At 46.5% G+C, this 25,154-nt stretch carries 21 protein-coding genes and 1 tRNA gene; 11 read left to right on the top strand and 11 right to left on the bottom strand.

What is annotated here, in order from left to right:
* Positions 1-149 precede the first annotated feature (149 nt).
* The gene (locus tag AC5JBY_RS19300) at positions 150-1,412 is read left to right on the top strand and encodes a DUF4407 domain-containing protein (protein WP_495906278.1); all 1,263 of its coding nucleotides are present in this window, start codon (positions 150-152) and stop codon (positions 1,410-1,412) included.
* Here AC5JBY_RS19300 and AC5JBY_RS19295 read toward each other — a convergent pair.
* Together AC5JBY_RS19295 and AC5JBY_RS19290 are read right to left on the bottom strand one after the other, a co-directional pair.
* Positions 1,404-1,937 carry a hypothetical protein gene (locus tag AC5JBY_RS19295; protein ID WP_495906277.1) on the bottom strand — a complete coding sequence of 178 codons (534 nt, stop codon included), beginning with the start codon at positions 1,935-1,937 and terminating at the stop codon, positions 1,404-1,406. The genes AC5JBY_RS19300 and AC5JBY_RS19295 overlap by 9 nt on opposite strands.
* A 77-nt stretch (positions 1,938-2,014) precedes the next feature.
* Positions 2,015-2,620 (bottom strand): SGNH/GDSL hydrolase family protein, encoded by a 606-nt coding sequence (locus AC5JBY_RS19290; RefSeq protein ID WP_495906276.1) that lies wholly within the window; start codon positions 2,618-2,620, stop codon positions 2,015-2,017.
* A 214-nt stretch (positions 2,621-2,834) separates the two neighbouring features.
* Here AC5JBY_RS19290 and AC5JBY_RS19285 point away from each other — a divergent pair, with 214 nt between their 5' ends.
* The gene (locus tag AC5JBY_RS19285; protein WP_495906275.1) at positions 2,835-4,142 is read left to right on the top strand and encodes an alkaline phosphatase family protein; all 1,308 of its coding nucleotides are present in this window, start codon (positions 2,835-2,837) and stop codon (positions 4,140-4,142) included.
* Between the two features lie 44 nt (positions 4,143-4,186).
* On the opposite strand, the gene AC5JBY_RS19280 is transcribed toward AC5JBY_RS19285, so the two are convergent.
* The gene (locus tag AC5JBY_RS19280) at positions 4,187-5,653 is read right to left on the bottom strand and encodes a ComEC/Rec2 family competence protein (RefSeq protein ID WP_495906274.1); all 1,467 of its coding nucleotides are present in this window, start codon (positions 5,651-5,653) and stop codon (positions 4,187-4,189) included.
* A 123-nt stretch (positions 5,654-5,776) separates the two neighbouring features.
* Here AC5JBY_RS19280 and AC5JBY_RS19275 point away from each other — a divergent pair, with 123 nt between their 5' ends.
* Positions 5,777-7,780 carry a hypothetical protein gene (locus AC5JBY_RS19275; RefSeq protein ID WP_495906273.1) on the top strand — a complete coding sequence of 668 codons (2,004 nt, stop codon included), beginning with the start codon at positions 5,777-5,779 and terminating at the stop codon, positions 7,778-7,780.
* A gap of 8 nt (positions 7,781-7,788) precedes the next feature.
* Entirely contained in the window at positions 7,789-9,306 is a 1,518-nt protein-coding gene (locus AC5JBY_RS19270) for a hypothetical protein (RefSeq protein WP_495906272.1), read from the top strand.
* Between the two features lie 15 nt (positions 9,307-9,321).
* Here the strand turns inward: AC5JBY_RS19270 and AC5JBY_RS19265 are convergent, their stop codons facing one another.
* From AC5JBY_RS19265 to AC5JBY_RS19235, 7 genes are all read right to left on the bottom strand, one after another.
* Positions 9,322-10,161 (bottom strand): hypothetical protein, encoded by an 840-nt coding sequence (locus AC5JBY_RS19265; RefSeq protein WP_495906271.1) that lies wholly within the window; start codon positions 10,159-10,161, stop codon positions 9,322-9,324.
* A gap of 116 nt (positions 10,162-10,277) precedes the next feature.
* Positions 10,278-11,264 carry a hypothetical protein gene (locus AC5JBY_RS19260; protein WP_495906270.1) on the bottom strand — a complete coding sequence of 329 codons (987 nt, stop codon included), beginning with the start codon at positions 11,262-11,264 and terminating at the stop codon, positions 10,278-10,280.
* An 11-nt stretch (positions 11,265-11,275) separates the two neighbouring features.
* Entirely contained in the window at positions 11,276-11,764 is a 489-nt protein-coding gene (locus AC5JBY_RS19255; protein ID WP_495906269.1) for a hypothetical protein, read from the bottom strand.
* A 191-nt stretch (positions 11,765-11,955) separates the two neighbouring features.
* Positions 11,956-14,547 carry a TonB-dependent receptor gene (locus AC5JBY_RS19250; protein ID WP_495906268.1) on the bottom strand — a complete coding sequence of 864 codons (2,592 nt, stop codon included), beginning with the start codon at positions 14,545-14,547 and terminating at the stop codon, positions 11,956-11,958.
* Positions 14,548-14,760: 213 nt separating this feature from the next.
* Entirely contained in the window at positions 14,761-15,363 is a 603-nt protein-coding gene (locus AC5JBY_RS19245) for a DUF445 domain-containing protein (RefSeq protein ID WP_495906267.1), read from the bottom strand.
* Between the two features lie 197 nt (positions 15,364-15,560).
* A complete protein-coding gene (locus tag AC5JBY_RS19240; RefSeq protein ID WP_495906266.1) occupies positions 15,561-17,009 on the bottom strand; it encodes a TlpA family protein disulfide reductase in 1,449 nt (482 codons plus the stop codon).
* A 265-nt stretch (positions 17,010-17,274) separates the two neighbouring features.
* Positions 17,275-17,348: transfer RNA gene (locus tag AC5JBY_RS19235), tRNA-His, on the bottom strand.
* Between the two features lie 220 nt (positions 17,349-17,568).
* Between AC5JBY_RS19235 and AC5JBY_RS19230 the strand changes: the two genes are divergently transcribed.
* From AC5JBY_RS19230 to AC5JBY_RS19205, 6 genes are all read left to right on the top strand, one after another.
* On the top strand, positions 17,569-19,719 hold the full coding sequence (locus AC5JBY_RS19230; RefSeq protein ID WP_495906265.1) for a carboxy terminal-processing peptidase: 2,151 nt from the start codon (positions 17,569-17,571) through the stop codon (positions 19,717-19,719).
* Between the two features lie 97 nt (positions 19,720-19,816).
* Entirely contained in the window at positions 19,817-20,335 is a 519-nt protein-coding gene (locus tag AC5JBY_RS19225; RefSeq protein WP_495906264.1) for a KdsC family phosphatase, read from the top strand.
* Positions 20,336-20,394: 59 nt separating this feature from the next.
* Positions 20,395-21,360, top strand: a complete 966-nt coding sequence (locus AC5JBY_RS19220) for a geranylgeranylglycerol-phosphate geranylgeranyltransferase (protein ID WP_495906263.1) — start codon at positions 20,395-20,397, stop codon at positions 21,358-21,360.
* On the top strand, positions 21,342-21,932 hold the full coding sequence (locus AC5JBY_RS19215; RefSeq protein WP_495906262.1) for a Maf family protein: 591 nt from the start codon (positions 21,342-21,344) through the stop codon (positions 21,930-21,932). The genes AC5JBY_RS19220 and AC5JBY_RS19215 overlap by 19 nt, the downstream gene beginning before the upstream one ends.
* Before the next feature lie 38 nt (positions 21,933-21,970).
* On the top strand, positions 21,971-22,516 hold the full coding sequence (locus tag AC5JBY_RS19210; protein ID WP_495906261.1) for a YcxB family protein: 546 nt from the start codon (positions 21,971-21,973) through the stop codon (positions 22,514-22,516).
* An 83-nt stretch (positions 22,517-22,599) separates the two neighbouring features.
* Positions 22,600-23,886: a DUF2851 family protein gene (locus AC5JBY_RS19205; protein ID WP_495906260.1), complete on the top strand. Its 1,287-nt coding sequence runs from the start codon at positions 22,600-22,602 to the stop codon at positions 23,884-23,886.
* Here the strand turns inward: AC5JBY_RS19205 and AC5JBY_RS19200 are convergent.
* Positions 23,849-24,280, bottom strand: a complete 432-nt coding sequence (locus AC5JBY_RS19200) for an OsmC family protein (protein WP_495906259.1) — start codon at positions 24,278-24,280, stop codon at positions 23,849-23,851. The two genes, AC5JBY_RS19205 and AC5JBY_RS19200, sit on opposite strands and share 38 nt — an antisense overlap.
* Before the next feature lie 49 nt (positions 24,281-24,329).
* On the opposite strand from AC5JBY_RS19200, the gene AC5JBY_RS19195 reads away from it, so the two are divergent.
* The gene (locus AC5JBY_RS19195) at positions 24,330-25,133 is read left to right on the top strand and encodes a hypothetical protein (RefSeq protein WP_495906258.1); all 804 of its coding nucleotides are present in this window, start codon (positions 24,330-24,332) and stop codon (positions 25,131-25,133) included.
* Positions 25,134-25,154 lie beyond the last annotated feature (21 nt).

Below are 25,154 nucleotides of genomic sequence, written 5' to 3'. Positions count from 1 at the left end.
TACTACACCGATTAATTGATGCAACTGGCCTGATTCGTGCTCCGTTTTCACTTTTCATTTGCAATTAATCCGTTTATTTGCCGTTGTATTCTCGTTCCACTTCAACCGCTATCGCTTAATTATTACACTTCAACTATTAAAGCATTCTTATGGCTGCCAAAGAACCTGTGCAGGGCAATGACCTGTACGCGTATGACTCCTTTAGCGGAGATAGTGGTAAACGTTCCGACAACAACTTCCTGTGGTGGTGCTCCGGCGCCCACCAGCAATTGCTGAAACAATTCCCTTCCGAGCACAGTAAATACAGCGGTCTGGGTGGTGTGATCCTGGCTACATTCGTGCTGGCCGCCATCTCATCGGGCTATGCTATTTACAGCATATTCAATAACATAGGATGGACGCTGCTGTTTGCCGTCATCTGGGGGCTGATCATTTTCAATTTCGACCGGTTCCTGGTATCCACCATGCGCAAGTATGGCGTAAGCAAGCGTAAACAGCTTTGGATGGCGGTGCCGCGCCTTGCGCTGGCCCTGCTGATCGGTGTTACCATCGCCCGGCCATTGGAACTCAAGATCTTTGAAAAGGAGATCGACACAAAAGTGGTGGAGAATATCCACAAGAAAATTCAACTCAACGACAGCCTGCTGCAGGCAGAGAATACGGCCCTGATGCAAACCACGGAAGCAGAACGCAACCGCCTGATGGGCCGCAAACTGTCTATTGAAGATACCCTGCACCGCTTGCAGCAATCTTATGTGCAGGAAGCCGATGGCACCGGTGGCTCAGGACAACGGGGTGTGCAGGAGCTGACAAGGCTGAAGATGAATGCTTTTAGCGCTGCCCGTGAACAATATGGTCCTGAGTTATTACAGTTGCAAACTGATATCGCCCGGCAGGACAGCATTCTGGCAGGGGCTAAGACATCCTTGCAAGACAAGCGCAAACAATACGAGGCTGCTGCCAAAGCCAATGTAGGTTTTCTCGAACGCAATAAGGCCCTCACTGATCTGGCGGGTGAAGAAAGTAGTGTGTTCTGGACAAGTCTGTTGCTATCCATGCTGATCATTCTGATAGAAGTGGGCCCTATTTTGTCCAAACTCATTATGCCTGTTGGCCCATATGATATTGCATTGGCTAAAGAAGAATTGACTCTGATGGCTGCTTCTGAAAACGATATGCGGAAGGACAAGGAACTAACCTCCGAAAAGAAGAAGGCCTTTTACCGCAAGCAGAAAGAAGTGTCGGACCAGTTGGCCGATAAACTCACTGCTTTGCAACAAAAGCATATTGATGAGGAGCTGGACAAGTGGGAGCGGGGAGAGTGGAATCCCAAAGACCACCGCGCTTCCATGGATGAGGTGATGCGCAAGATCAAAGAGCGCTACCAGATAGACGAAGGCGACTTATTGTAAGAAAAAATAGAGTACAGCCAGGATCAATATCAACACAAGAGTGGGTAAGTAAGTGCGCTTGCCCACTTTGTATTTTAGCCGGGCTGATGGCAGCAGTAAAAAGATCAGCGCCAGCAACAGCAGGAAAACTACTGCACCTCCTGATATTTTACTAACCGTATCTGCAATTGAATAACCGGCTACCATGATGCCTGAAGCAATGATCAGTAGCAGGAATAAAAGCGCTACGCCGATCACCCAGCCAGCCCTTTTCCTGTTTAAAAGCAGGAGACCGCCGGTAAGGGCAAGTATGATGGAAATAATGGACCGTATATGATTGAAGAGTTCACTCTTATTGATATTGAGGCTGCCATCGTTCACTGCATAAGCGCCGGATTTGGAAGACAGAAAATCAATTACCTGCCATGCGAGGTACACGAGACCAATGAATAATACCAGGATGCCGGCATACTTCTCTCTCCAGCTTAATTTAAGGACAGGGGGCTGTTGTGCTATCGGAGAATTTGATGGTTGTTGCGTTTCCATGAGGCCGCAATTTAACAGGAAATGCGTAAAATGGCAATAACTGCCTTCCCCTTTCAACTTCTCAACTTATTAACATATCAACCCTTCTTCACTGCATTCGCCAGCTTCTCCGCCCAGCGGCTATATTCCTTGCCGGAAGGGTGCAGATGGTCTGTAGTAACGAGTGAGGCATCAGTGGCCGCTTCCCGCGTGCCGGGTGTAATATCGATATAATGCACGCCATATTTTTGGGTAATGGCTTTGTTGATGGCATTGTATTCATCGATCTCCCGGGCTATCTGCGCGCGGTCCCTGCCTTCTGCAAAAGGCGTAGCACCCCAGTCGGGGATAGACAATACAAACACATGTTGAGGTTGCTGGCCGGCGAAACCGATAGCCTGTTGTAGCAACGATTCAAACTCTTCGGCATATTCCGTACTGCTGCGGCCACGGTACTGGTTGTTGACACCAATGAGCAGCGACACCATATCATAATGGTTGCCGGGGCCGGCCTTGGTAATGGCCTGTTGCAGCTCATCCGTCGTCCATCCTGTTTTGGCAATGATGGTAGGATCACCAAACGGATAGCCTGTCTGGTTCAACAATTGTACTGCCTGGTGAGGGAAGTTGGCGGTGTCGGGAACACCTTCGCCAATAGTGTAAGAGTCGCCTAAGGCGAGATACGATCGTTTGGTTGGGTTCATATCCTGTGCTGTTAAAGGGGATAGCATATACAGGCAAAGGTATATGAACAATGACATTTTGTTCATAATCAGAAGCCTTTGATATCATATACGTAAATAATATCCTTTTGTATTTAGGCAGCAGGGATAATACAGAAATAACATGCTATACTTCTCATTGCCAATACCTTTGCGGCTTCATTTTATTGGTTAATCTTCCCGAATCTTTACTTATATGAAAAAGCTGGTTCTTTTTACGCTCTTGTTAGTAGCTGTAAGCCGTGTTATTGCCCAAACTGCCGAACACGTGGTCGTGGTGACCATAGATGGCTTCCGCCCCGATTTCTACCTGCAACCCTCCTGGAACACGCCCAACCTTCGTCAGCTGATGCAGCAGGGCACACATGCCAAAGGCGTGAACAGTGTGTTTCCTTCCATGACCTATCCTTCACATACGACCATCGTAACAGGCGTATGGCCCGCAAAGCATGGAGTTTATTATAATGGCATGTTCGAACCCACGGGCTCCACTGGCAAAAGCTATTGGAACAATGACAGCTCTATCAAAGTGCCCACACTCTGGAAAGCGGCACAGGAAAAAGGAATGATCACTGCCGCGCTGTGCTGGCCTGTATCTGCCGATGCACCGGTGAAATACAATATTCCCGACATTGGCGGCATGGGCGAAGCTATTCGTGAAAAATATTCAAAACCCGAAGGCTTCATTGCCGATCTGAAGAAAAACGTGTTCAATGATGCTACTAAGATCGAATATGGCAAAGATCATAACGTAGCTGCCATTGCCGCCTACGTGATCAAAAAAGACAAGCCCGGTCTGATGACGATCCACTTCTTCTCAGTAGACCACTACGAGCATGAGCAAGGCCGTCAGGGCAACCTGGTAGAGGCTGCCGTAGCTGATGCAGATAGCAGCGTAGGTATTATTATAGGTGCTTTGAAGGAGGCTGGCATCTGGGAAAAGACTGTGTTGATCGTAACAGGTGATCATGGTTTTATGGATGTGAAGAAGAACGTACACCCCAATATATGGCTGGCAAAAGCGGGCATCATCACCGACATCAAAAAAGATGAATGGAAAGCGCAGTTTTATTCAACAGGTGGCTCCAGCTATTTATACCTCAAAGACCCTAACGACAAGCAAACACTGGCACAGGTAAAAGAGATATTGGCCAACCTGCCTGCTGAAGAAAAGAAACTGTTCCGCATTATCGACCGCAGACAACTGGATAAAGTAGGTGGTAATCCTGAAGTGGCTTTTGCGCTCAGTGGCGAAGACGGCACTACTTTCGGTAATACAGTAACCGGTGAACCCATCCGGAATGGCAAGGGTGGTGCGCATGGGTTCTTTCCCGATTTCCAGGAAATACGCACCGGCTTTGTAGCTGCCGGCCCTGGTATCAAAAAAGGCAGCGAGATCAAAGAAATGAACCTGCGTGATATAGCTCCACTTATTGCTAAGTTGTTAAACATTCCTTTCCCGACAACAGAAGGGAAGATACCCGGTGGATTGCTGGCGAAGTAATGGTGTAAGTAATTTTATTTACGTGCGTTATGGCATTCAGGTGATTAGTATAAAACGAAATTAAATAATATGCCATTGGTCTCGTTAATGGAGTGAATAACGCCGGTATGACCAGTAGCTTCCAAATCATTAATCAGAATGGGAGAGGGATGACGCCAGATTCCTCCCCATTCTTTTTTTATACCATAGTTAAGAAAGAGCACTTGCGATGAAGACAACCTGCTAAGAAGATCTTTGTCGGCATTATGCCTTGAGCCATGATGAGGTATCTGAAAAAGCCAGTATTTGTCCCAGTAATTTTGATACCTTTTATAAAATGCTTCGACGTCTGCTTTGGCTAACAGGAACGAATCGGAAGTTAATAGCGCATTAGGAATACTATAAGTATGAGGTCTGTTGTAGTAATCAACTTTATCTATGTTATTCTTATTGTATGCTCTTTTTATTCTGGTTTTTGAGCAACCATCGAATTGCTGAATAGTATCTGTGAATGATAAAACTCCAGTATCTTTTTGTTCTTTTTTAATATGATAAACAAATGAAGGTAGGTTATAATGCAATAGACATAAGGCTGTAGTATTCATATTGATGATATCGTCTTCTGGTAAATCGATACCCTTTACTTCTTTTAGTGCTTTGGCGAAAAACTTTTTTATAATGGTAGCAGAAGCTATATTCCTTACAGCTTTAATGATTTCATCCATTGTTGGTGCTGAAGGGATAGTAAATTGATCCTCAAATTTTTTTATAAAAAGCTCATACACTATTTTGAAAAACTCGTTATCGTCATCCCCAATGCTTTTTCGATAGAAAAGGAATTCCATTACCTGTCTTTGCCACTTTAATAAATAACCTTTGCTGGAGTCCTTGGCCACTTTAGTTTTTGAGAAATCGGTTGATTTAAATGCGTCGTCTTGCAGGGCCATCAGTGGAAAAAGTGGCTCAATACTAAAAGCGAGATTGTCGTTCCCTTCAGTAGGTTCGTCCTGTTCCCGGGACAGGTCTCCTTCTCCGGGCGGCAGAAATGGTGGGTTCTCTGGATCGCTATCGATCAAAATAAATTGACCATCATTATTGTCCAGGTAAGGCGATAAAGTTCCTGCAGGATCTAAGATCAGAGAAATGGTGAAAGAATCATCAGGATCATTGGGGTTTACCAGTTTTTGTTCTATCGCCTGGAGTAGGAGGAACAGCCGTTCTGTAAAGTTCAGAAAAGGTGCTACGATCGTTTTAACTTTTTTGTCCTTTAATAAACTGCCAATATAATTGACATGATCGGCGTCGAAGTGAGAAATGATCAGGAGATCAATGATGTTTTTTTTCCCCGGCGGTGTTTCCCTGTACAGGGTAACTTCATCTTTGATGTTGTTTCTATTGAGGCTACCGCAATCCATCACAAAATGGAAATGTGCTTCTGTTTTATAAAGAGCGTCAACATACACTTCTCCGGAATAAAAAAGACCCTGGCCAACAGGATGTAGAATAAATTGCTGCCATAGATTATGAGCCATTATGATCTGGTATTTAAGATGTAAAGTATCTATAAAAGCCCTGTCGAAAAGACCGTGTTTTTCACGTATTTATTGTTCCCCGATTAATACAACTTACAGGATCACATTACTCAATGTAAGTTTATGCCTCCTACTAATAAAAAGCCCCCATTCCGCAAGCTTAGGGGTTATGCATTTGACCCTTCATTGTCGCTTAAAGTTGATACCGCTGTTATCAATAATATAGTTTATAAAATTCCCTGGGAGGTCAAGCTACAAGCTGGCCCCGTGGGAGAGTACCTCGAAGTCGTTGACTTCGACCCCACTACCGGCAAGTATTACTCGCCGGTATGGTTGGATGATCCTGACCTGCTGGCACAGGATGGACTGGAGCCGGCAGAGACGAATCCCCAATTCCACCAGCAGATGGTGTATGCTGTTGCTATGACTACCATTCAGCATTTTGAGCAGGCGTTGGGTAGGAAAGTGATCTGGGCATCGCGGCGGGTAAGTGATCCTAAAGTTTTTGAAACGTATGTGCCAAAGCTGCGAATCTATCCCCATGCATTGCGGGATGCCAACGCCTACTACAGCCCCCAGAAAAAGGCCCTGCTGTTTGGTTATTTCGAATCCACCCCGGCCAACAGCACCCTGCACATGCCCAATTCATATGTCTTTACCTGCTTAAGTCATGATATCATTGCCCATGAACTAACACATGCTATACTGGACGGTATGTACCCGGCTTACGCGGAGGCCTCCAACCCCGATGTGCTGGCATTTCACGAAGCTTTTGCCGATATCGTGGCCCTGTTCCAGCACTTTACTTTCCCGGATGTATTGAAGCACCAGATTGCCCAAACAAGAGGCGACCTTGCTGCCCAGAATCTCCTGGGGCAACTGGCGCAGGAGTTTGGAAGTGCCATTGGCAGTTACGGCGCCTTGCGCGATGCCCTTGGCAAAACAGATCCCGTTACCAAAGAATGGGTACCCACTAAGCCTACGGGTGAAGAGTATGGTCAGGTGATGGAACCGCATAAACGGGGAAGCATCCTCGTATCGGCTGTGTTCGAAGCTTTTATTACCATTTATAAAAACCGGGTCAAAGACCTGTTGCGCCTGGCAACCGGCGGAACAGGCGTGCTGCCGCAGGGAGAATTGCATCCCGACCTCGTCAATCGTCTGGCATCGGAAGCCTCCAAGGCGGCCGGGCATGTATTGAGCATGTGTATAAGGGCACTGGATTATTGCCCACCGGTGGATATTACGTTTGGCGATTATCTCCGGGCGATCATTACTGCAGATACAGACCTGGTAAAAGATGATAGCAGAGATTACCGCCTGGCCTTCATCGAGTCATTCAGGCGAAGGGGTATTTACCCGCAGGGCTTGAAATCGTTAAGCGTGGACAGCCTGGGCTTAAGGCGCGGTGAGTCCGTTTCTCCCGAAACGAGAGAGCTATTTAAGATCATTGTTAAGTTTCTGCGCGAATACCGGAGAGAGATAACTTATGAAACGGACCGGAAAAAAATATATGATATCGCTAAGAAATATATCGGAGGGGCCGCTCATGATTCACAGGTAAAGATCCAGGGATTGCATAACCGCATTTTGTCAGACTTTGACAACAAACAGGAGTTTGAAGAACTGACGGGGCTTGTATTCAATGGTAATTGGAAAGCGTATGGGATCCGAACCTCCAATCAATACAAGGACGGGGAAGGGCCTTCTTTCCAGATCCAGAACCTGCGGATGGTTTCCCGGGTAGGGCCACAGGGCAACCTGGTGAGCCAGATCGTTTTTTCTTTGGTACAACGTAGTGGCATAAGGATGGAGAATGGCGTCTTTAAAGAACATTTCGATCCTTCGTCAGTAAAAGAGCGAAGCAGTAATGAATTTCTGCTGTTCGGTGGCTGTACCATGATCTTCGACCTGGATACACTGGAGTTGAAATATATAGTTTCCAAACCATTGCTGGATATACCAAAACTAAGTGCCGGGATACACGAAATAGACCAGGAAAGGATACAAAAGCAGTACGACTATCAGCAGGATGAAGGCATGATGCACATGAGTGAGTACAGCTTGTACTTCGGTAATGGGCTACACAATAACATCAATGAACCATTTGCTTTTTTACACCATTAATTTATTCTATGCCAGCTAATACATCAGCCGATAAGATCACCCACGCAACGGTACGCATGTACTGTATGGGTACAGGCGATTGCTTTATTATTAAATTCTTCGCCAAAAAGGAAGAACGCTTCAAGATGATGATTGATTGCGGTGTGTGGAGTGGAAGCAAAGAGCATTTAAAAGAATATATCACCGACTTGAAAGCGTATGTTAAAAATAGCGTAGACCTTCTGGTGATAACCCATGAACATACGGACCATGTATCCGTTTTCGAGAAATGTGCCGACCTGTTCACAGATGATTTTGAAGTAAAGCAGATATGGATGGGGTGGTCGGAAAATGACAGCCTTTCCAAAATAAAGCGTTGGAAAACGGAACATGGCGAAAAGAAGAAGGCGCTTGCCATGGCTGCTGAAAAAATAGATGCAGCGATGAAAGACCCTGCTACGAAAGCAACTATGCAAAAGGATGCGAATGGGTTGGCCATCTTAGGGGCCAAGCAGGTCTTTGCTGCTGCGCTGCAAAACTTTGCCGACCTGCATTTGGACGGCAAGCCTGGTCAGTACAAAGGGTTTCTTGAAGGTATGCGCATTGTAAAAAAAGAGATCGCACAGGATAATATCGAATACCTGTATCCCGGAGATATTAAAGAAGATCTGCCCGGCCTGGAAGGAGTGAAATTCTATGTATTGGGACCACCTGAAAAGTGGGCCGAAGTGGAAACGGAAGGCGGTGGAGAAGGGGAGAGCTACACGCATAATAAAAAGCTAAAAGGTACAGATGCTTTTGCAGCAGCGATATTGAGTGCGGGAACTTCTGTACACCTTGAAAATATACTGCCTTTTGAAAAGGTATATGAAGAAGCAGGATCTTCAACGCAAAAGTTGTACGAAAGTGAAGGAAAGAAGGAGGAGGATAAAGAAGATTGGCGTAAGATCGATAACGACTGGTTGTTCAGTGCGGGAAGCCTTGCGTTGCGCATCAATAGCCTGACCAATAACCTTAGCCTTGCATTGGCCATTGAATTTGAAGATAGCAAGCGGGTGATGCTTTTTCCGGGAGATGCGGAGTATGGAAGCTGGTCGAGCTGGCATAGGATCAATTGGCAGGGAGTAGAGCCCGAAAAAGAAGGACTGCATTTTACGCAAGACCTGTTGCGCAGGACTGTTTTTTACAAGATAGCCCACCACATGAGCCATAATGGAACTGCCCAGCGACTGGGGCTCAATATGATGGAGCATAAAGACCTGGCAGCAATGGCTACCCTGGATTACGATGTCATATCGGATGGGTGGAAAAGTACCATGCCCAACCGCGAAATGCTACAGGAGCTGCTGTTGAAAACGAAAGGCCGGCTGATGATCATGAATGAAAAAGACCTGTTTTACGACTTCAATAAACAGACACCACTGGCTACAAAAATCAAGCAGGCACAGAAAAAGATGACAGCCAAAGAGGCGGCGGAATTCACAAAAGCTTTCTTCCGGGAGCCGGATAAAAATTTATACGTTGACTTTACGGTCAAAGCTGGCTAATCTTTACTGCAACAATTAGTTCTTAGCGCTTGCTGTCCTCGTATCGGGATAATAGTTTTCTTTCAGCACTTGCCTGATGTCATTTTGCAATTTGAGATAGTCGATCTTCTTATTGTATGTATAAGCATAGAAAGTGCCGCTTACTTCGTTGCTGGCTTTTTCCAGCCGCTTGGTGAGCACATAATCGAATTTGGTACTATTATCTGTCTTATGAAGCTTCAGCACGTGCAGGCGGTAGAGCTGGTCTTTATCGCTGCCATCGGCATTGGTGCTGTATACATAGTAAACGATCTTGGAGAAGCTGCCCTGCGTTTCAGGATCGCCTAATTCGGGGTACCACTCATAGCCCCATACGTTTTTGCCCTTCCAGGTAAAGAATGTGAAGTTGTAATATTGATCAATCCCTTCAGGAAGCTTTTTGCCTTTATAAGCTTTGTACAGTAAGTCCTGGTATTTCTGTGCCTGCTCGTGCTTTCCAAGACCGAAAGAGGCTACAATCAAATTCTTATACATCCAGTATCGACGGTCGCCAAAAGTGGAGTCGTAATAAGGAGCGCTCTTGTCGATAAGTCTTAATGCCTCCTGTCCATAGTATAAAGAACTGTCGAATCTTTCCTTTAGCCGGTAATGCATTTCCAGTCTCGAAGTTACACCCGTATAACTCCAGAGGATATAGCGGTAAAGCGTATCCTTTTGATCACACACGGGTTCTATCTCTTTCAGGATATGCCAGGCTTCATTAAGTTTGCTGAGGTGTAATAAACTGTCGGCAGTGCGGTATTTTTTCACCAGGGAAGTTTGTCCATAAGAAATTGAACTAATGGACAGGATAAGGATAACGGATATTGGTTTCATGACGCGATGCTTGATTGGTCATAATCAAAATATAAAAAAATGGCGGAATTTAAAAGCCGCATCGCTGATCTTTGTTCCTATATTCCTAAAAAGGCTTATTTGAGGAAAACTTGTCCCTATTTGAACAGAAAGAAACTTGCTACAAGGATGATGATGATCAATATGATCCAATTGATCATACTTCTTCTGGAATCGTGGGCTTTTTTTGACTGATAGTAAATACTGTTTACGGTATCATCGAAGAGATAGCCCGATCTGGCCTTTTCTGCAGCTTTCAGGGCGAGACTATATTTCTTGTGCTTGAATAATACCTGGGCGTTTTTCTTGTGCTCGTGGAAAGCATGACCAACATCGGCAATGGCAGCAGCCTGCTTTTCCTGAAGCAATGCAGTCGCCTGTTGTTGCTCGTATTCTTTTTTCTGAGCAGGCGTCATGGCTTCAAACTGAATAAGTTTTACCTCCCTGTCGTAATTGGTTGTCCATAATTGATAAGTAAGAAAATATCTTTTTTCTCCATATTGCCGGTGAAACCGGTCCATGCCTTTCTTTAATGCTTCCAGTAAATTAAACGCAGCTTTCGCTTTAAACACATTCGTTTGTGCTACCTGCCTGAATTGCTGAATGGCTTTTGCAGCCTCCTGGTCGGCCTGGGCTCTCATGATATCATCATAAACAGTGCTGCCCTTATCCCGGTTGCCCCAGTTTTGTGACACCAGGTTCCATACAGCCTGTGTATTGGCGTTGTTCTCATTTTGATAATAACCCTTGATGTTCGTGACAATAAAATCACTCAGGTTGTTGACGGTTTGTTCGGTGTAGTTGTATACTTCACGCACATGATCTTTCGGGGTACCCACATCAGCGCAGCCAGCCATTTTTTCAAAATAATCAAACGTTGCATTGATCAGTGAAGCATGCTTTTCGGGCAGGTGCAGTTTATTGGCGATAACGTCATCAAGACAACATACTGCCAGTCCCCAGTAAGCACTGCTGCTTTCCTGGCTATTCAGTATGCTGATATAAAGTTGTGCAGCAGCATCGTAATTGCCCTTCTGCTGTTCGATCCTGGCAAGGTTGAGCGTGGTAGTGAGATTCTGGTGCATGCTTTGCGTGCTTATCTCGTAATTTTGGTAGCCGTAAAACTTTCGTTAGTAACGATGTCTCTAAAATAGAAGGTTTTACTTTTATAATAACAGACCCGCAATGATATTTCCCGTACCGTGTCAGGAGTTGGAGTTTTGATATATATCATACTGCCTTCGTTCGACCAGGTACCGTGCTGCTCATTTGCACCATGATATTTGACCAATACGGAATCGTTGGCAAGGAAAGTATAAAAGCCATTGGATGTTTCCCATTTCCCAACGAAATCTTCTTTGTTGACGTCATGCGCACCCTCGCATTCCCTGATGGTTTTTGTTATACGCTTATCATTAAAATACCAGAAAATCCCACCACCAATGGCTAAGACCGCGATAATGACCCCCATGATCACCCCTTTTATGAACCTTTTGCTTTCATCTTGTTCACCTCTGAAGAAAATGTAGCTTAATAAATAACAAAGCCCGAGGAAGACTAATCCAATAATTATTAAGTAGACCATAAGCGGTTTTGATGGTTGTGGGGGATCGGTTATACCTTAAATATACTAAAACTTTCAAATTGACTCTTTTCCCGGAATCAATTAAAGGAGCTGATCGCTCAACTCCTGCGCCTGTCCTGGTCATAAAAATGAAAAGGGGGCGATGAATCGCCCCCTCTTTTGTATACGTAGGGAAAATAGAGACAGGTTGATTATTGACCCATGCCTTGCATACCGTTCTGCATACCCTCAGATTCACCCTTCATGTTCTTGCGTTTGAACAAGCCCACATCGAACTTACCAAAGCGGTAGCTGAAGTTAACACGTACCACTTGCGGATCTCTTCTTCTCCAATCGGTTTGAGCAAAACCATTTGATTCAGAGAAAGCAAAGTAACGGCGTGTACGGAAGATGTCATTCCAGTTCACAGAAATGGTAGCTGTATTCTTTTTGATCAGGAACTCTTTGCGCAAGCCCAGATCAGCTCCATAGTTGGCATTGATATAACCTTGCACAGAAGAAGGTGTAGCCATCATGAAGCCACCGCCTCCACCGCCGCCGCCACGGCCACCACCACCGCCTGCACCACCACTGCTGGTGCTCACAGGCAAGGCGCTCTTCGAAATATAATCACCGCTCAGCTGAATGCTCCAGCCTTTACCAAACTTGAACGTGTTGTTGATCTTGGCCGACCAGCTGGTGCGTTCATTGGTGAGTTGCTGTGTCAGCGTGCTGCCTTCGATCTTAGAGTAGTACACGTTGGTGCTGAAGTTCATATCCCACCACTTGGTCCAGTTGTTGCGAAACACCAGTTCCACACCGGCAGCATACGCATTGGAAGCGTTGATCCAGGATGATACGAAAGAAGAGTCGGTGTTATTGAACTTCTGCCAGTATTGGTAACGGGAGATCAGGTCGGTAGTGTATTTACCAAACAAGGTCGCCAGGAAGGTGTTGTTCTTCTGACCATACGTCTTTTGGTAAGACAACTCCAGTGAGTGCGTGAAGTCTGGCTTCAGGTTCGGGTTACCGGTAGAGTAGCTCAACTGGTTCGAGATATCGAAGTTGGGCATCAACTGGAAGAAGTTGGGCCTGTTCACACGACGTGAATAGTTGATCTGGATATCTTGCTTGCTTTCAAAAGAGCGGGTGATGAACACGCTGGGGAATAAGCTGATGGGGAAACTGTTGGAGTATTCACCCTTGCCCACTTGCTTGCCATCATAATTGGAGCTTTCTGCGCGCAAGCCCAGTTGGTAGCTCCATTTGTCCTTTATCTTCTGAGAGAAAGTAGCATAACCGGCATACACATAATCAGTGTAATCGAAGTTGTTGCTGAATTCTGGATTCATTACACCATTCAACGCAATGTTCTGTAAGCTTTCAGACTTGCGGATCTGTGCACGCAAACCAGCTTCCCATTTCATAGTCTCTGTAATGGGGTTGGTAAAGTCTGTCTGCGCTACGATGAAAGTATTCTTACCCTCGCCCATAGACTGTTGCAAAGACTCGTTGGTCTTGGGATTGTTCTGATTGGCATCAGAGAAGTAGCGTGAATAGATATTACTGTTGTTGTCGTTCTTGCTCAGGTTGTAGTTTACGTCTGCAGTCCACTCTTTGCCCGCTTTGGCAAACAGGTGCTTAAAGCTCAGCTGTGTACCATAGTTGCGGAACTCGAATTCACCAAGGCTATTGCGGTACTGCGTTTCGAAGAAATTACCGGCAGTATCCCTGAAATAGTTTTCCCGGTTGTCATTCTTGAAAGTACCACGAACGATAGACTGGGAAATAGAGAGCGTATTGCGGTTGTCCATGAAATAATCCAGACCGAAGCGGCCGAAAGCAAAAGAGCCACGGTTCACCTGGTCATTATCCTGGTGCGTAAGGATGCTGGGATCAGTTACTGTATTCAACTGATCGGTATAACCCCAGCCTTTCGATTTACGTTGGTTGTACATGGCGTTGGCAAACACGTTCAGTTTACCCTGGCGCACGTTGAGGTCGCCACCGGCATTGATACGGGCGCGGGAGTCGATACCAGCGCGGATGCTACCATTATAACCAGCCTTACGGTTCTTCTTTAAAACGATGTTGAGGATACCTGCCTGACCACCACTTGCGTCAAATTTGGCGGAAGGGTTGGTGATCATCTCGATGCTTTGGATGGCATCAGCAGGGATCTGGTCGAGCGTGAGGGTAGTGGGGCGACCATCTACAAATATCTGCGGAGCAGCATTGCGCAGCGTCACGTTGCCATCTATGTCAACATTTAAAGAAGGCACATTGCGCATTACGTCTACGGCAGTACCACCAGCAGAAGTAATGTTCTTTTCTACGTTGAATATTTTACGGTCGATACCCATTTCAACGAGCGGCTTGGAACCGGTTACAGTAACGGCATCCATCACCTGAGCGTCCTGCTCCAGTTTGAAGTTGCCCAGGTCTTTATCCACGGCATTCATTGCCTGGGTCATATCACCCTGACCGAATTTCAGTTCAAAAGCAACTTTCTGCTCGATGGTCTTATAACCGATAGCTGTGATCTTCAGACGGAATTGGCCAAACAGCGGCAAACCTTCCAGGCTGAAGTCGCCATTGCCACGGGTGAGCATACCAGACAACACGGTGTCTTTAGGTTTCTTGGTTACATTGTCCATCTTGGTTTGGACCAACTGCACAGACGCAGCTTCGACGCCTTTATTGGTCTTACCATCGAGGATGCGGCCGTAAAAGTGGCCGATGTTCTGCATTCCTCCTCCAGCTCCGGCGGGCCTTGCGCCCCCGCCTCCGGGAAATTGAGCCATACTTTGGCTACACAAAACAGCACATAAAACAAATAGTAGGAAACTTCTCATACCAGCTTGATTAAAAATTGTACGGGTTTAGACGCAAAAGTCCTGTAGAACTTGTGACGTGATTATGACATTATGATGAATGGCAAATGCAGGCACTTTGTGGTTTGGAACTTGTTGCTAATGTTTGAAACTCAGTTTGTTGTATTGTTAAAGGAGCGATGGTTATAATACGCCGGTGGTGGATAACACGATGAACAGTTCGATTATTCCGACCAAAAGCCCAAATAACCCGGCCAACAACGCCGCCTTGTTCACGGGGCTGCCGATGGCCTGGTAGGCCGCAGCCTGGATCCTTGCCGTTGGGATGGCATTTACCTTATCCACCACCATTTGCTCCAGGTTGAGATCCTGCTGCAGGTTTTTCACATACCCTTGCATCACCTGCGGGAAAATGGTCTCCAGCTCCTTCATGAATATCTCTTTGAGCTGACCGATGGTACGCTCACCGATAAAACTGCTGATGATGGGGAAAGCCTTGGGAAGTCCCTGGCGCATGAAATCGTCGATATGTATCTCCAGTTGGGGCCTCAGTTTCTCGAAGCTTTCAGGATTGGCCACCTTTTGTTCCAGTATATCCGAAGAAAACAGTTCAGTGCTCACTATTTTGGCCAGTTGAGCTGTCCATTGAGCACGTTGCCGGGGCAGCACGCGGCCAAGGAAGAGCTTTACACCCCATTGTACTGTTAACCAACCCGTCAGGGCCGAAAGAATAGGGATCATTAACCACCAGGGGCTCATTTGCAAAACAGTTGAATGAGGGCGCAAGTTACGGTTATTTTACGGCCCGTTTTGTGTCACGCAACATTGTTTTATCCATGTGTCAGGGTTGCTTCAACCATGTGTCAAATGGGGGTGTTTACCAATGGGAGACACATCTTTCACACATGGTTGACACATGCTTTGAGAGAAGTTGGCTAATTGTTCACTGTTTTGAAAATATTTTTCTGTGTCGAAATAACCTGCTAATTAAAAGTGACCACCCTGGCTTCCAGACTGCCTACGAGTGCTTTCAGTTCGTTTAGAAAGGGCGGCGTAGGCCGGGGAGCATAAGTGGCTTTTACTTTGTGCGATTTGTCGAGCAGCAGGTAGCGCGGAATGAACTCATGGTTGAGAAAGGTGAACAAAGAGGCGGTGGTATTGGACACAAATGCATACTGCCTGGTGGTGATACTATCCTGCAGCGCAGCCTTCTTCCAGGCGGCAACATCCTTGTCTGTAGAAAAATACAGGTATTGCACGTTCTTTTCTGTAAGGTATTGTTTGGCTGCGGCAGATTTGGCAATATCCTCACGGCAGGGAATACACCAGCTGGCCCACAGGTCAATATATACAGGCTTACCCTGATACAGTGCCAGCACATCTTTTAAAGACAGCTTTTTACCCGAGGCGTAATCCAGCAGGTAAGTACTATTCAATATAGAATCCGGCAGTGGTTTGTCCAGCACCCTTAATTTAAGTTCTGCTTCATTCAGGTACGCCACATAGATGCTGTCCCGCACTTTCTCTTTGGCAGCCGCAAAAAGCCTGGTTAGCGGGGCCTGACTTTCAGGTGTCTGCTTTTGCGCATACAGGCCGATAAGGTTAGTAAGCACATGATCACGTGTTTTCCCTTGCAACACCTTGGTCACATTAGCAGCGATCTTTTCATTGTTCCAGGAGGAGTCTTGCCGGTAGCGGAAAACATATTTACCCATAGCAGCATCCCGGTAGGCATCGAGCAAAAGGAATTCATGCCGGTTAAAAGGATACATGTCAGCTTCGCGTGTATACTCATTGGCATTAAGGCCGGCAGGGCGGGCGGGCAATACTGAATAGATGAGTCGCACATACGCATAATTGACCCAGGCTTGCGCCAGGTCTGCTGCCCAGGATTTTACGGGGTGCTTTAATACAGCAAGCACGATCGAGTCATGCAACGCCTTTCGCCAGGCTGTCACGGTTGTTTTGAAGGCGGCCGGGTCACTGTTCTGCCCATAGCGCGGCGTCAGTTTACTGCTCGTCAGGTCCGATAGCTGGGCAAAAAGCTGATGATCGGCAGCTTCCTCCCCTTCAAAAGTGATACTGGTAGCCGGTCCGGAACCCGACAACCGGAAAACGATGCTGTCGCCCGGTTGCACATACACAGCCCAGGCCTTACCCAGTATGGTCAGGTATACAAAACCCGGTTGAGCTTGCATGAATGCAAGATGAAACCGCCCATCCTGTTGGCTGCTCTCCGCAAGCAGCTCAGGACGCATTTGTGTATAGAATAGTATTGATTGGACGATAGCGGCGTTCTTGATCCCGGGGTTATCGGTGTAGCCGGTCATCGTTACCGGTTTTGCTGCTAATGCAGATCGATTCAATTGATTGGCAGATGCTTGTGTATACAGGCCGGCAACAAAAAGGCATAAGAATACCACAGCTTTCATGGGGCGTAAGTTTGTTTGCAGGCAGCAAAACTAAGTTTTTAGTTATAATTATAACTAAAAACTTAGTTCTATTTTGTAGGATTCTTTTCACCTGTTCTCCTCATTGCCTCCTCTTTGCTTCCTCTTTGGGTCCTCAATGCTTCCTCGGATCCTCCTTGCGCGGCCTCGGATTTCGGGAAGGCAATGAGGAAGCAAAGAGAAGGAATCGGCTTGCTACGGGGCAACTAACAATAAAAAAGAGGCAGTGTACCTGCCTCTTTTTTCGGGTGGATGACCGGGTTCGAACCGGCGACCCTCAGAACCACAATCTGATGCTCTAACCAACTGAGCTACAACCACCGTATTGGGGATGCAAAATTAAGGTAAATTGGTTTCCTGCCAAAAAAACACCCTTCATTTTTTTCACAATTACCACATTTTCTACGAATAACCTCGTCTGCTATCAACTTGTTAACCAGTCAACAACCACGCAAACCGATTGTTAATATTCATTTTGGATCGCAACAACCCATCTTTTTTATCGTTATTTTTGGAAGCAATGACTAAAGTATTAAGTTATATGGTTAAAAGAAAGAATCTACCCGTTGTGCTGTTAATCCTGGGCGCTGGTTTGTTTCTTGCATTCCGTACCCTCGGATGGGGAGGAGGCGATAAACCACCCGCTACGAAGTATGAAAAGATACTCAAGAACGTAGGGGAAATGCTCACTGAAATTCACTACAGTCCGAAGAAAATAGATGATAATTTCTCCAAAGAAGTATTTAAAAAGTTCCTCGTTAACCGCTATGTGGACGAGAACAAGAACATCCTGCTGCAGTCGGACATACAGCAGCTGAAGAAATACGAAACAAAGATCGACAATGAAATACTGGGCGAGCCTGTACAGTTTGTGCCTGCCGTTTCCGAGATCGTGAAAAAGCGTATCCTCGAAACCGAGCAGATCTACAAAGAGATACTGAGCAAGCCATTCGACTACAGCAAGGATGAGAGCGGCAACTTCAATGTCGACAAGATCGATTTCCCCAAAAACGAAGCAGAACGCAAAGAGGTATGGCGCAAGAGACTGAAATCACTGGCGCTGGACCGCTATGCCGACCTGCTCGATGCCCGCGAGAAAAACAAAGGGAAGGACAGCGTGAAGGTGAAAACCGACGCTGAACTGGAAAAAGAAGCCCGTGAGCGCGTGAGCAAGATCATGGACAGGATCTATGACCGTCTGAAGTTGAAGGTGAACGACGACGACCGCTTCAATGAATACGTAAAGACGATTACGGAGTCTATGGACCCCCATACCACTTTCTTCCCGCCGATCGACAAACGTTATTTCGACGAGCAGATGAGTGGCAGCTTCTTTGGTATCGGCGCTTCCCTGCGGGAAGATGAAGGCGGTATCAAGATCGCTACCCTGGTAACCGGCAGCCCGGCCTGGAAATCCGGCGAAGTAGCAGTAGGCGATATGATCCTGAAAGTAGGGCAGGGCGCTGCTGAACCGGTAGACCTCGGCGGTTACTTCGTAGAAGATGCCGTAAAGGTGATCCGTGGAAAGCAAGGCACTGAAGTGCGCCTCACCCTCAAGAAAACAGACGGTTCTATCAAGGTGGTAACACTCATTCGCGATAAGATCGTGCAGGATGAAACCTTTGCCCGCAGCGCTATCGTGAACACGGCCAGCGGTAAGATCGGGTTCATATACCTGCCTGAGTTTTATGCAGACTTCGACAATCCGAAAGGACCTCGTTGCTCTGAAGATGTGCGTAAGGAGATCATCAAGCTGAAAGAGCAGAAAGTAGATGGCATCGTGATGGACCTGCGCAACAATGGCGGTGGTTCCCTCTACGATGTGGTGCAAATGGTTGGCCTGTTCATCGAAGGTGGCCCTGTAGTACAGGTAAAAGACCGCGATGGCAAACCAACAGTATATTCCGATAATGACAAAGCTGCGTTGTACGATGGACCGCTCGCTGTAATGGTGAACGAGTTCAGCGCTTCCGCTTCTGAAATATTTGCCGCTGCCATCCAGGACTACGATCGTGGTGTGATCATCGGCAGTACCTCTACCTATGGTAAAGGAACAGTACAACGTAATATCGGCCTCGACAAAAACCTGGGCATGTTGAACCCCAACAGCGACCTCGGTACTGTTAAGGTTACCCTGCAGAAGTTCTACCGCATCAATGGCGGTTCTACCCAGCTGCGCGGCGTAAGCTCCGATATCGCCCTGCCTGATCTGGCCGAGTTCTCCAAACTCCGCGAAAAGGACAATCCTGATGCATTGCCCTGGGATGAGATCCAGAAAGCCGATTACCGTCGTTGGAAGTTCGGTCTTGACCTGGCGCCCATCAAGAAGGCCAGCGACGATCGCCTGAAAAGCAATGCTGCTTTCACGCAAATAAAGGCCGATGCCGAGTGGCTGTCAAAGCAAAATGATAATGTATCTCCACTTAGCCTGAAGAAATACCAGGAAGAGCAAAAGCAAATGAAAGCAGTGGCCAAACAGATCGATTCCCTGAGCAAATCGGCCAAGGAACTGAATGTAGAAGCCATGGCAGAAGACCTGAAGAAGTTTGAATACGATGCAGGCAAACTGGAGCGCTTCAAACAATGGATCAAATCACTCCGCAACAACGATATTTATCTGGGCGAAGCAGTGAATGTGATCAATGATATGATCGTTCAGAAGAACGTGGTATACAATACTCCTAAGAATTAAGGCATATTAATAATTATACAGAACGCTGAATGGTACTGCACCATTCAGCGTTCTTTTTTATGTATTCCCTATTTTTGCTCCCTACTAACCTTTTGCCATGAGTATATTAGACCAGTTTAAGCAGATCACCACTTTTGTATTCGATATGGATGGCGTATTGACCGATGGTACCGTATATGTGCTGGATGGCGGTCAATACCGGCGTATGAACATCAAAGATGGATTTGCCTTGCAGCTGGCCGTGAAGAAAGGGTACCGCGTGGCGGTGATCTCCGGCAGCAACAGCGATCCTGCGGTGGCGCGGTTGCATAAGCTGGGGATACAAGATGTGTTTATGGACGTGAAGGATAAAAAAGGCCGCCTGCAGGAATATATGCGGCAGCATAACCTGCAAAAGGGCGAGGTGTTGATGATGGGGGATGATGTGCCGGACTATGAGGTGATGAAAATGGCCGGACTGGCCTGTGCTCCGGCCGATGCGGTGGTGGAGATAAAGGAAATAGCACACTACATATCCCTTTCGCCCGGCGGTATGGGCTGCGTTCGGGATGTGGTGGAAAAAGTGCTGAGGTTGAACGATCACTGGGACTTACACACGAATACGGCAAGTCTTTAATATATTAGCGCAGGTCAAAACTATTAACCACAAACTTTTGTGATTATATTAGCGCATTGATGAAACTACTGGTAGCATTTTTACGGTTGGTGCGAGCGTTGAACCTGGTGTTTATTGCATTCACCCAGCTATTGTTCCTGTACTGCGTAGTGATCCCTGTATTCCAACAGGCCAATATGCCCCTGGCCATCCCGGTATCCCAGTTTGTACTGCTGGTTGTTGCTTCTGTATTGATCGCCGCAGGTGGCTATATAATCAATGATTATTTTGACCTGAATATAGACCAGGTAAACAAACCCGGCCGGCTGGTGGTGGAAAAGATCATCAAGCGGCGCTGGGCCATCGTGTGGCACCTGGTATTGTCCCTGTTGGGTATCCTGCTGAGCACCTATGTAGCGTGGAAAACAAGGGTATGGTGGCTGGCCCCGGCCAATATGTGCTGCGTCATTGCCCTGTGGTTCTATTCCACCACATTCAAACGCAGATTACTGAGTGGAAACATCATCATCTCCCTGCTCACCGCCTGGACGGTGATGGTAGTGGGCTTTATTATTCACTATAAGATCATCAAAACACCCGGCCTGAGCGGCGTGGTGCAAGCCTCGAAGATCATGCGGATCACCTTCCTGTATGCAGGTTTCGCATTTATCATCTCGCTCGTAAGGGAAGTGATCAAGGATATGGAAGACATGGCTGGCGATGCCAAATATGGATGCCGCACCATGCCCATCGTGTGGGGCGTCAATGTATCCAAAGTCTTTGTGGCTACCTGGCTCATCGTGCTGATCGCGGCGCTGGTGATCGTACAGGCCTATGTACTGACTTTTAACTGGTGGTGGTCAACATTGTACTGCTTACCCCTTATTATTATTCCGCTTATATATATATTGCGTAAGTTATACAAGGCCCAATCCAGCAGTGAGTTCCATCACCTGAGTACCTGGGTAAAATTGGTGATGCTCACAGGCATTGTGTCGATGATCTTCTTTAAAATCTATTTTGCGAAATGGCTCTTCAACGTGTAGTATTGGCATCTCAAAGTCCCCGGCGGAAACAATTGCTGGAGTGGGCTGAAATTCCTTTTGACATTATAGTACGCAATACCGACGAAAGCTACCCGTCCGACCTTCCCACTGAAGTTATTCCCATACATATAGCCCGCCAGAAAGCGCTTGCCGTAAAAGAGTGCAGCGAGTACAAAATGTACAAAGCGAATGCTACGATTGTGGCAGCCGATACGGTAGTAGTGCTGGATAATACGATCATAGGCAAGCCCAAAGACCGTGAAGACGCGATTGATATTCTCAGCTCTTTGTCTGGCAAAAAACACCTCGTGATCACCGGCGTGGTCATCCTCCATGAGGGAGAAAATGAGACCGCTTTTGCCGATATCACGGAAGTGTGGTTCCATCCTGTTACTACCAGTGAGATTGCTTATTATGTAGACAAGTACCGTCCCTTCGATAAGGCCGGCGCTTATGCCATACAGGAATACATAGGCGTAACCGGTATCAAGCGCATCAATGGCGATTTTTACAATGTGATGGGCCTGCCGGTGAGCAGGGTATTACAGGCATTGAAGAAATTGGAAGGCTAATACCTGATTACTTTTCCCCTTAAACCCTTATATCTTTTATGACCCTTTCTTACCAGTTGAATGAAAATGATTTCCTGCAACACCAGCTGTTCGTAGCTTCTCAAAGTGAATCACTTAAAAAGAGGCGGAAAAGTTCCCTGTTCGTCCTGATCTTTTGTTTCGTGATCCTGAGCTTGCTTTTTTACCTAATTGACGAAAACCTGTTAGCCATTCTAATGCTCTTATGCGCGCCGGTTACTTTTTTCTTCTTCCCTGTGTTCCAGGGGAAGCAATTGCACAAAGCATACAAGCGGTCCATTCTTGAAAACTATAAGAACAGGTTTGGTAAGCAGGTGCAGGTTGGTTTTACAGACGATGCGATCGTGTACCATGATTCCAACAGTGAATCCAGGATATTACTCACTACCATCAGTAAGGTCATTGAACTACAAGATATCTTCATTATACAAATGAGTACAGGCGGTGGCCTGATCATGCCTAAGCAACAACTGGAAAATGTTGCCAATGTAAGGCAACTATTGCAGGACGTAAGCCAAAAACTATCAGTGCCTTTTGTGCAGGAGTCTAATTGGAAGTGGAAATAAGCGACGGGGCGATGGATTAAAAATGGCGGTTATAAATACGTCTGTTTGGAAATTTCGTATATGCTCCAAATAGTAACGTAACCATGACCGAACGATTGCTCCAGTTTATCTGGCAATTCCAATATTTTAATAAAAGCCATCTTCAACTACCCGGCGGCGAAACCTTCGAGATCATCCATCCAGGCGCCTTAAATACCAATCAGGGGCCCGATTTCCTGGCAGCAAGCATAAGAATCGGGAAAGCCACCATTATAGGGCCGGTAGAATTACACATCAAAACTTCCGGCTGGTATAAACACGCCCATCAACACGACCATAATTATGACAAAGTAATCCTGCATGTAGTGTGGGAAGATGACCTCGACAGTTCAGCAAGTCCTATACCAGTGCTGTCGTTGCACGACCGTGTATCGAAACTATTACTGCAGCAATATACCGACTGGATGAACAGCCGCTGGTTCATTGCCTGTGAAAAGCAGATCACACAGGTGAGCAACATCACATGGCTATCGTGGAATGAACGGTTGCTGGTAGAGCGGCTGCAACGCAAATCAAAAGTGGCATTCGATTATCTGCAGCAGAACAACCAACATTGGGAAGAAACCTTTTGGTGGTTGCTGGCCCGCAATTTTGGCATCCGGGTCAATGCAGAAACCTTCGAGGCGGTGGCGCGTAGCCTGTCGTTGTCAATATTGGGTAAACACAGAAATCAGCTGGTGCAATTGGAAGCCCTGTTGATAGGCCAGGCAGGATTACTGGCAAAGGAGTTTACAGATGACTATGCATTGCTGTTAAAAGATACTTATCGCTTCTATAAGAGCAAATATAACCTCAAACAAAATTTCCAGGCAGCCGTATTTCTCCGAATGAGACCGGCTTCTTTTCCTACGATAAGGTTGGCGCAGCTTGGGGCCCTGGTGCATCAGTCAGGTCATTTGTTCTCAAAAATTAAAGAAATTAATTCAATACAAGATGTTAAAGCACTGCTCGACGTGACTGCCAGCGGATATTGGGACAACCATTATATTCTCGACCAGCCTTCGTTGGAGCGGCCCAAGCGAACAGGCGATATGATGGTCAACAATATCATCATCAACACCATTGTGCCCACGCTGTTTGCATACGGCCATCAACGGCAGGAGCAGGAGTATAAAGACAAAGCGCTTCGATGGCTCGAAGCGCTGGAAACAGAAGACAATACGATTACAAGAGGTTTTGCCGGATGCGGTATCACCAGCCGGAGTGCTTTTCAATCACAGGCACTTATTGAGCTCAAGAGCCAATATTGCGATCACAAACGTTGCCTGGATTGCGCTGTAGGCAATTCGCTACTTAAACTTTCAAATCAATCACGGCAGGCTTCCAGTTGAACGTAACGTTCACCTTGATATCCGGGTGAATACTGTACATCACCGGGCAGGTGTGCGCTGCACGCTCCAGGATGATCTTTTGCTTCTCATCGGCATACAGGGTATCCGGGAAATGAAACGTTAAATTTATACCGGCAATACGGCGCGGGTCGGCAGCCATGATCTTTTCGACTTCGATTTTGGTATCGGTAAGGTTTACCTCCATATCACGGGCTTTTTGACCCATAATGGTCAACATACACGACCCAAGCGCTGTGGCCACCAGGTCGGTGGGGGAGAAGCGCTCTCCTTTACCCTGGTTATCGGTGGGCGCGTCAGTTTCTATCTGACTGCCTGATTTTAAATGTAAACAAACCGTTCTCAGGTTTCCTTCGTAAACAACAGTAGAGGTCATTATGTGTAATTTTGCCTTAAATTTACGTTGAATAATTAAATCACAGCCGGTGAAGAAACTTGTTTTGTCAATCGTCGTAGTTCTAATAGCATGTACAGTTGTGGCCCAGGACAATCCTACTCCGAAATCTCCCACTGCCAGAAAGGATAAAAAGGCAGCTAAAAAGGAAGAAGTAGCCAGGCTCCTGAAACTGGAAGAAGAAGGAGAGATCATATTCAACAAACAAAGCATTTTCGGCCTGAAACTCGCAACAGACGGTTATGGTCTGTCGTACGAATGGGGCCGGTTCAAAAGCAACCGGGTAGCCACCATTTTCCAGATCGAGCTCAACGAGAAAAAACATCCCAAAGAAAAAAGGACATCCTACGCCGTAGGCGCGTTCAACGTGAACAGCGTGATCTATGGTAAAACCAATAACTTCTATCAGCTGAAAATGAGCGTAGGCCAGCAACGCATTATTGGCGGTAAAGGCAATAAGAATGGAGTGGGCGTAATGGCTGTCTATACTGGTGGTCTTTCCGTAGGATTTGAGAAGCCCTACTACGTAGATGTAGTTAACAAAGCTGACGAGCGCATCCGCTCTACCTATCCTACCATTATTGACAGCCAGTACGTAGAGATCGGTGCTGCCGGTTTCACGGTAGGTTGGGGTGATGTGAAGATCCGTCCCGGCGCCAATGCCAAGGCTGGATTACGGTTCGATTTTGGCCGTTTCAATGAGACCATTACCGCCGTGGAAGTAGGCGTTTCAGCCGAATTCTACGCCCAGAAGATATCCCAAATGGCCTACAACAAGGATAAACAGTTTTTCTTCAACGGTTATGTAACCCTCCTGCTGGGTAAGAGAAAGTGACGGGAAAGTAATGTATTTTTG

The organism is Paraflavitalea sp., from assembly GCF_059502485.1.
This window is presented reverse-complemented; position numbering and strand designations above follow the sequence as displayed.

Excerpts from the sequence above, each read along its gene's own strand:
- AC5JBY_RS19300 (WP_495906278.1), top strand. The coding sequence starts at position 150 with ATGGCTGCCAAAGAACCTGTGCAGGGCAATGACCTGTACGCGTATGAC.
- AC5JBY_RS19295 (WP_495906277.1), bottom strand. The coding sequence starts at position 1,937 with ATGGAAACGCAACAACCATCAAATTCTCCGATAGCACAACAGCCCCCT.
- AC5JBY_RS19290 (WP_495906276.1), bottom strand. The coding sequence starts at position 2,620 with ATGAACCCAACCAAACGATCGTATCTCGCCTTAGGCGACTCTTACACT.
- AC5JBY_RS19285 (WP_495906275.1), top strand. The coding sequence starts at position 2,835 with ATGAAAAAGCTGGTTCTTTTTACGCTCTTGTTAGTAGCTGTAAGCCGT.
- AC5JBY_RS19280 (WP_495906274.1), bottom strand. The coding sequence starts at position 5,653 with ATGGCTCATAATCTATGGCAGCAATTTATTCTACATCCTGTTGGCCAG.
- AC5JBY_RS19275 (WP_495906273.1), top strand. The coding sequence starts at position 5,777 with ATGCCTCCTACTAATAAAAAGCCCCCATTCCGCAAGCTTAGGGGTTAT.
- AC5JBY_RS19270 (WP_495906272.1), top strand. The coding sequence starts at position 7,789 with ATGCCAGCTAATACATCAGCCGATAAGATCACCCACGCAACGGTACGC.
- AC5JBY_RS19265 (WP_495906271.1), bottom strand. The coding sequence starts at position 10,161 with ATGAAACCAATATCCGTTATCCTTATCCTGTCCATTAGTTCAATTTCT.
- AC5JBY_RS19260 (WP_495906270.1), bottom strand. The coding sequence starts at position 11,264 with ATGCACCAGAATCTCACTACCACGCTCAACCTTGCCAGGATCGAACAG.
- AC5JBY_RS19255 (WP_495906269.1), bottom strand. The coding sequence starts at position 11,764 with ATGGTCTACTTAATAATTATTGGATTAGTCTTCCTCGGGCTTTGTTAT.
- AC5JBY_RS19250 (WP_495906268.1), bottom strand. The coding sequence starts at position 14,547 with ATGGCTCAATTTCCCGGAGGCGGGGGCGCAAGGCCCGCCGGAGCTGGA.
- AC5JBY_RS19240 (WP_495906266.1), bottom strand. The coding sequence starts at position 17,009 with ATGAAAGCTGTGGTATTCTTATGCCTTTTTGTTGCCGGCCTGTATACA.
- AC5JBY_RS19230 (WP_495906265.1), top strand. The coding sequence starts at position 17,569 with ATGGTTAAAAGAAAGAATCTACCCGTTGTGCTGTTAATCCTGGGCGCT.
- AC5JBY_RS19225 (WP_495906264.1), top strand. The coding sequence starts at position 19,817 with ATGAGTATATTAGACCAGTTTAAGCAGATCACCACTTTTGTATTCGAT.
- AC5JBY_RS19220 (WP_495906263.1), top strand. The coding sequence starts at position 20,395 with ATGAAACTACTGGTAGCATTTTTACGGTTGGTGCGAGCGTTGAACCTG.
- AC5JBY_RS19215 (WP_495906262.1), top strand. The coding sequence starts at position 21,342 with ATGGCTCTTCAACGTGTAGTATTGGCATCTCAAAGTCCCCGGCGGAAA.
- AC5JBY_RS19210 (WP_495906261.1), top strand. The coding sequence starts at position 21,971 with ATGACCCTTTCTTACCAGTTGAATGAAAATGATTTCCTGCAACACCAG.
- AC5JBY_RS19205 (WP_495906260.1), top strand. The coding sequence starts at position 22,600 with ATGACCGAACGATTGCTCCAGTTTATCTGGCAATTCCAATATTTTAAT.
- AC5JBY_RS19200 (WP_495906259.1), bottom strand. The coding sequence starts at position 24,280 with ATGACCTCTACTGTTGTTTACGAAGGAAACCTGAGAACGGTTTGTTTA.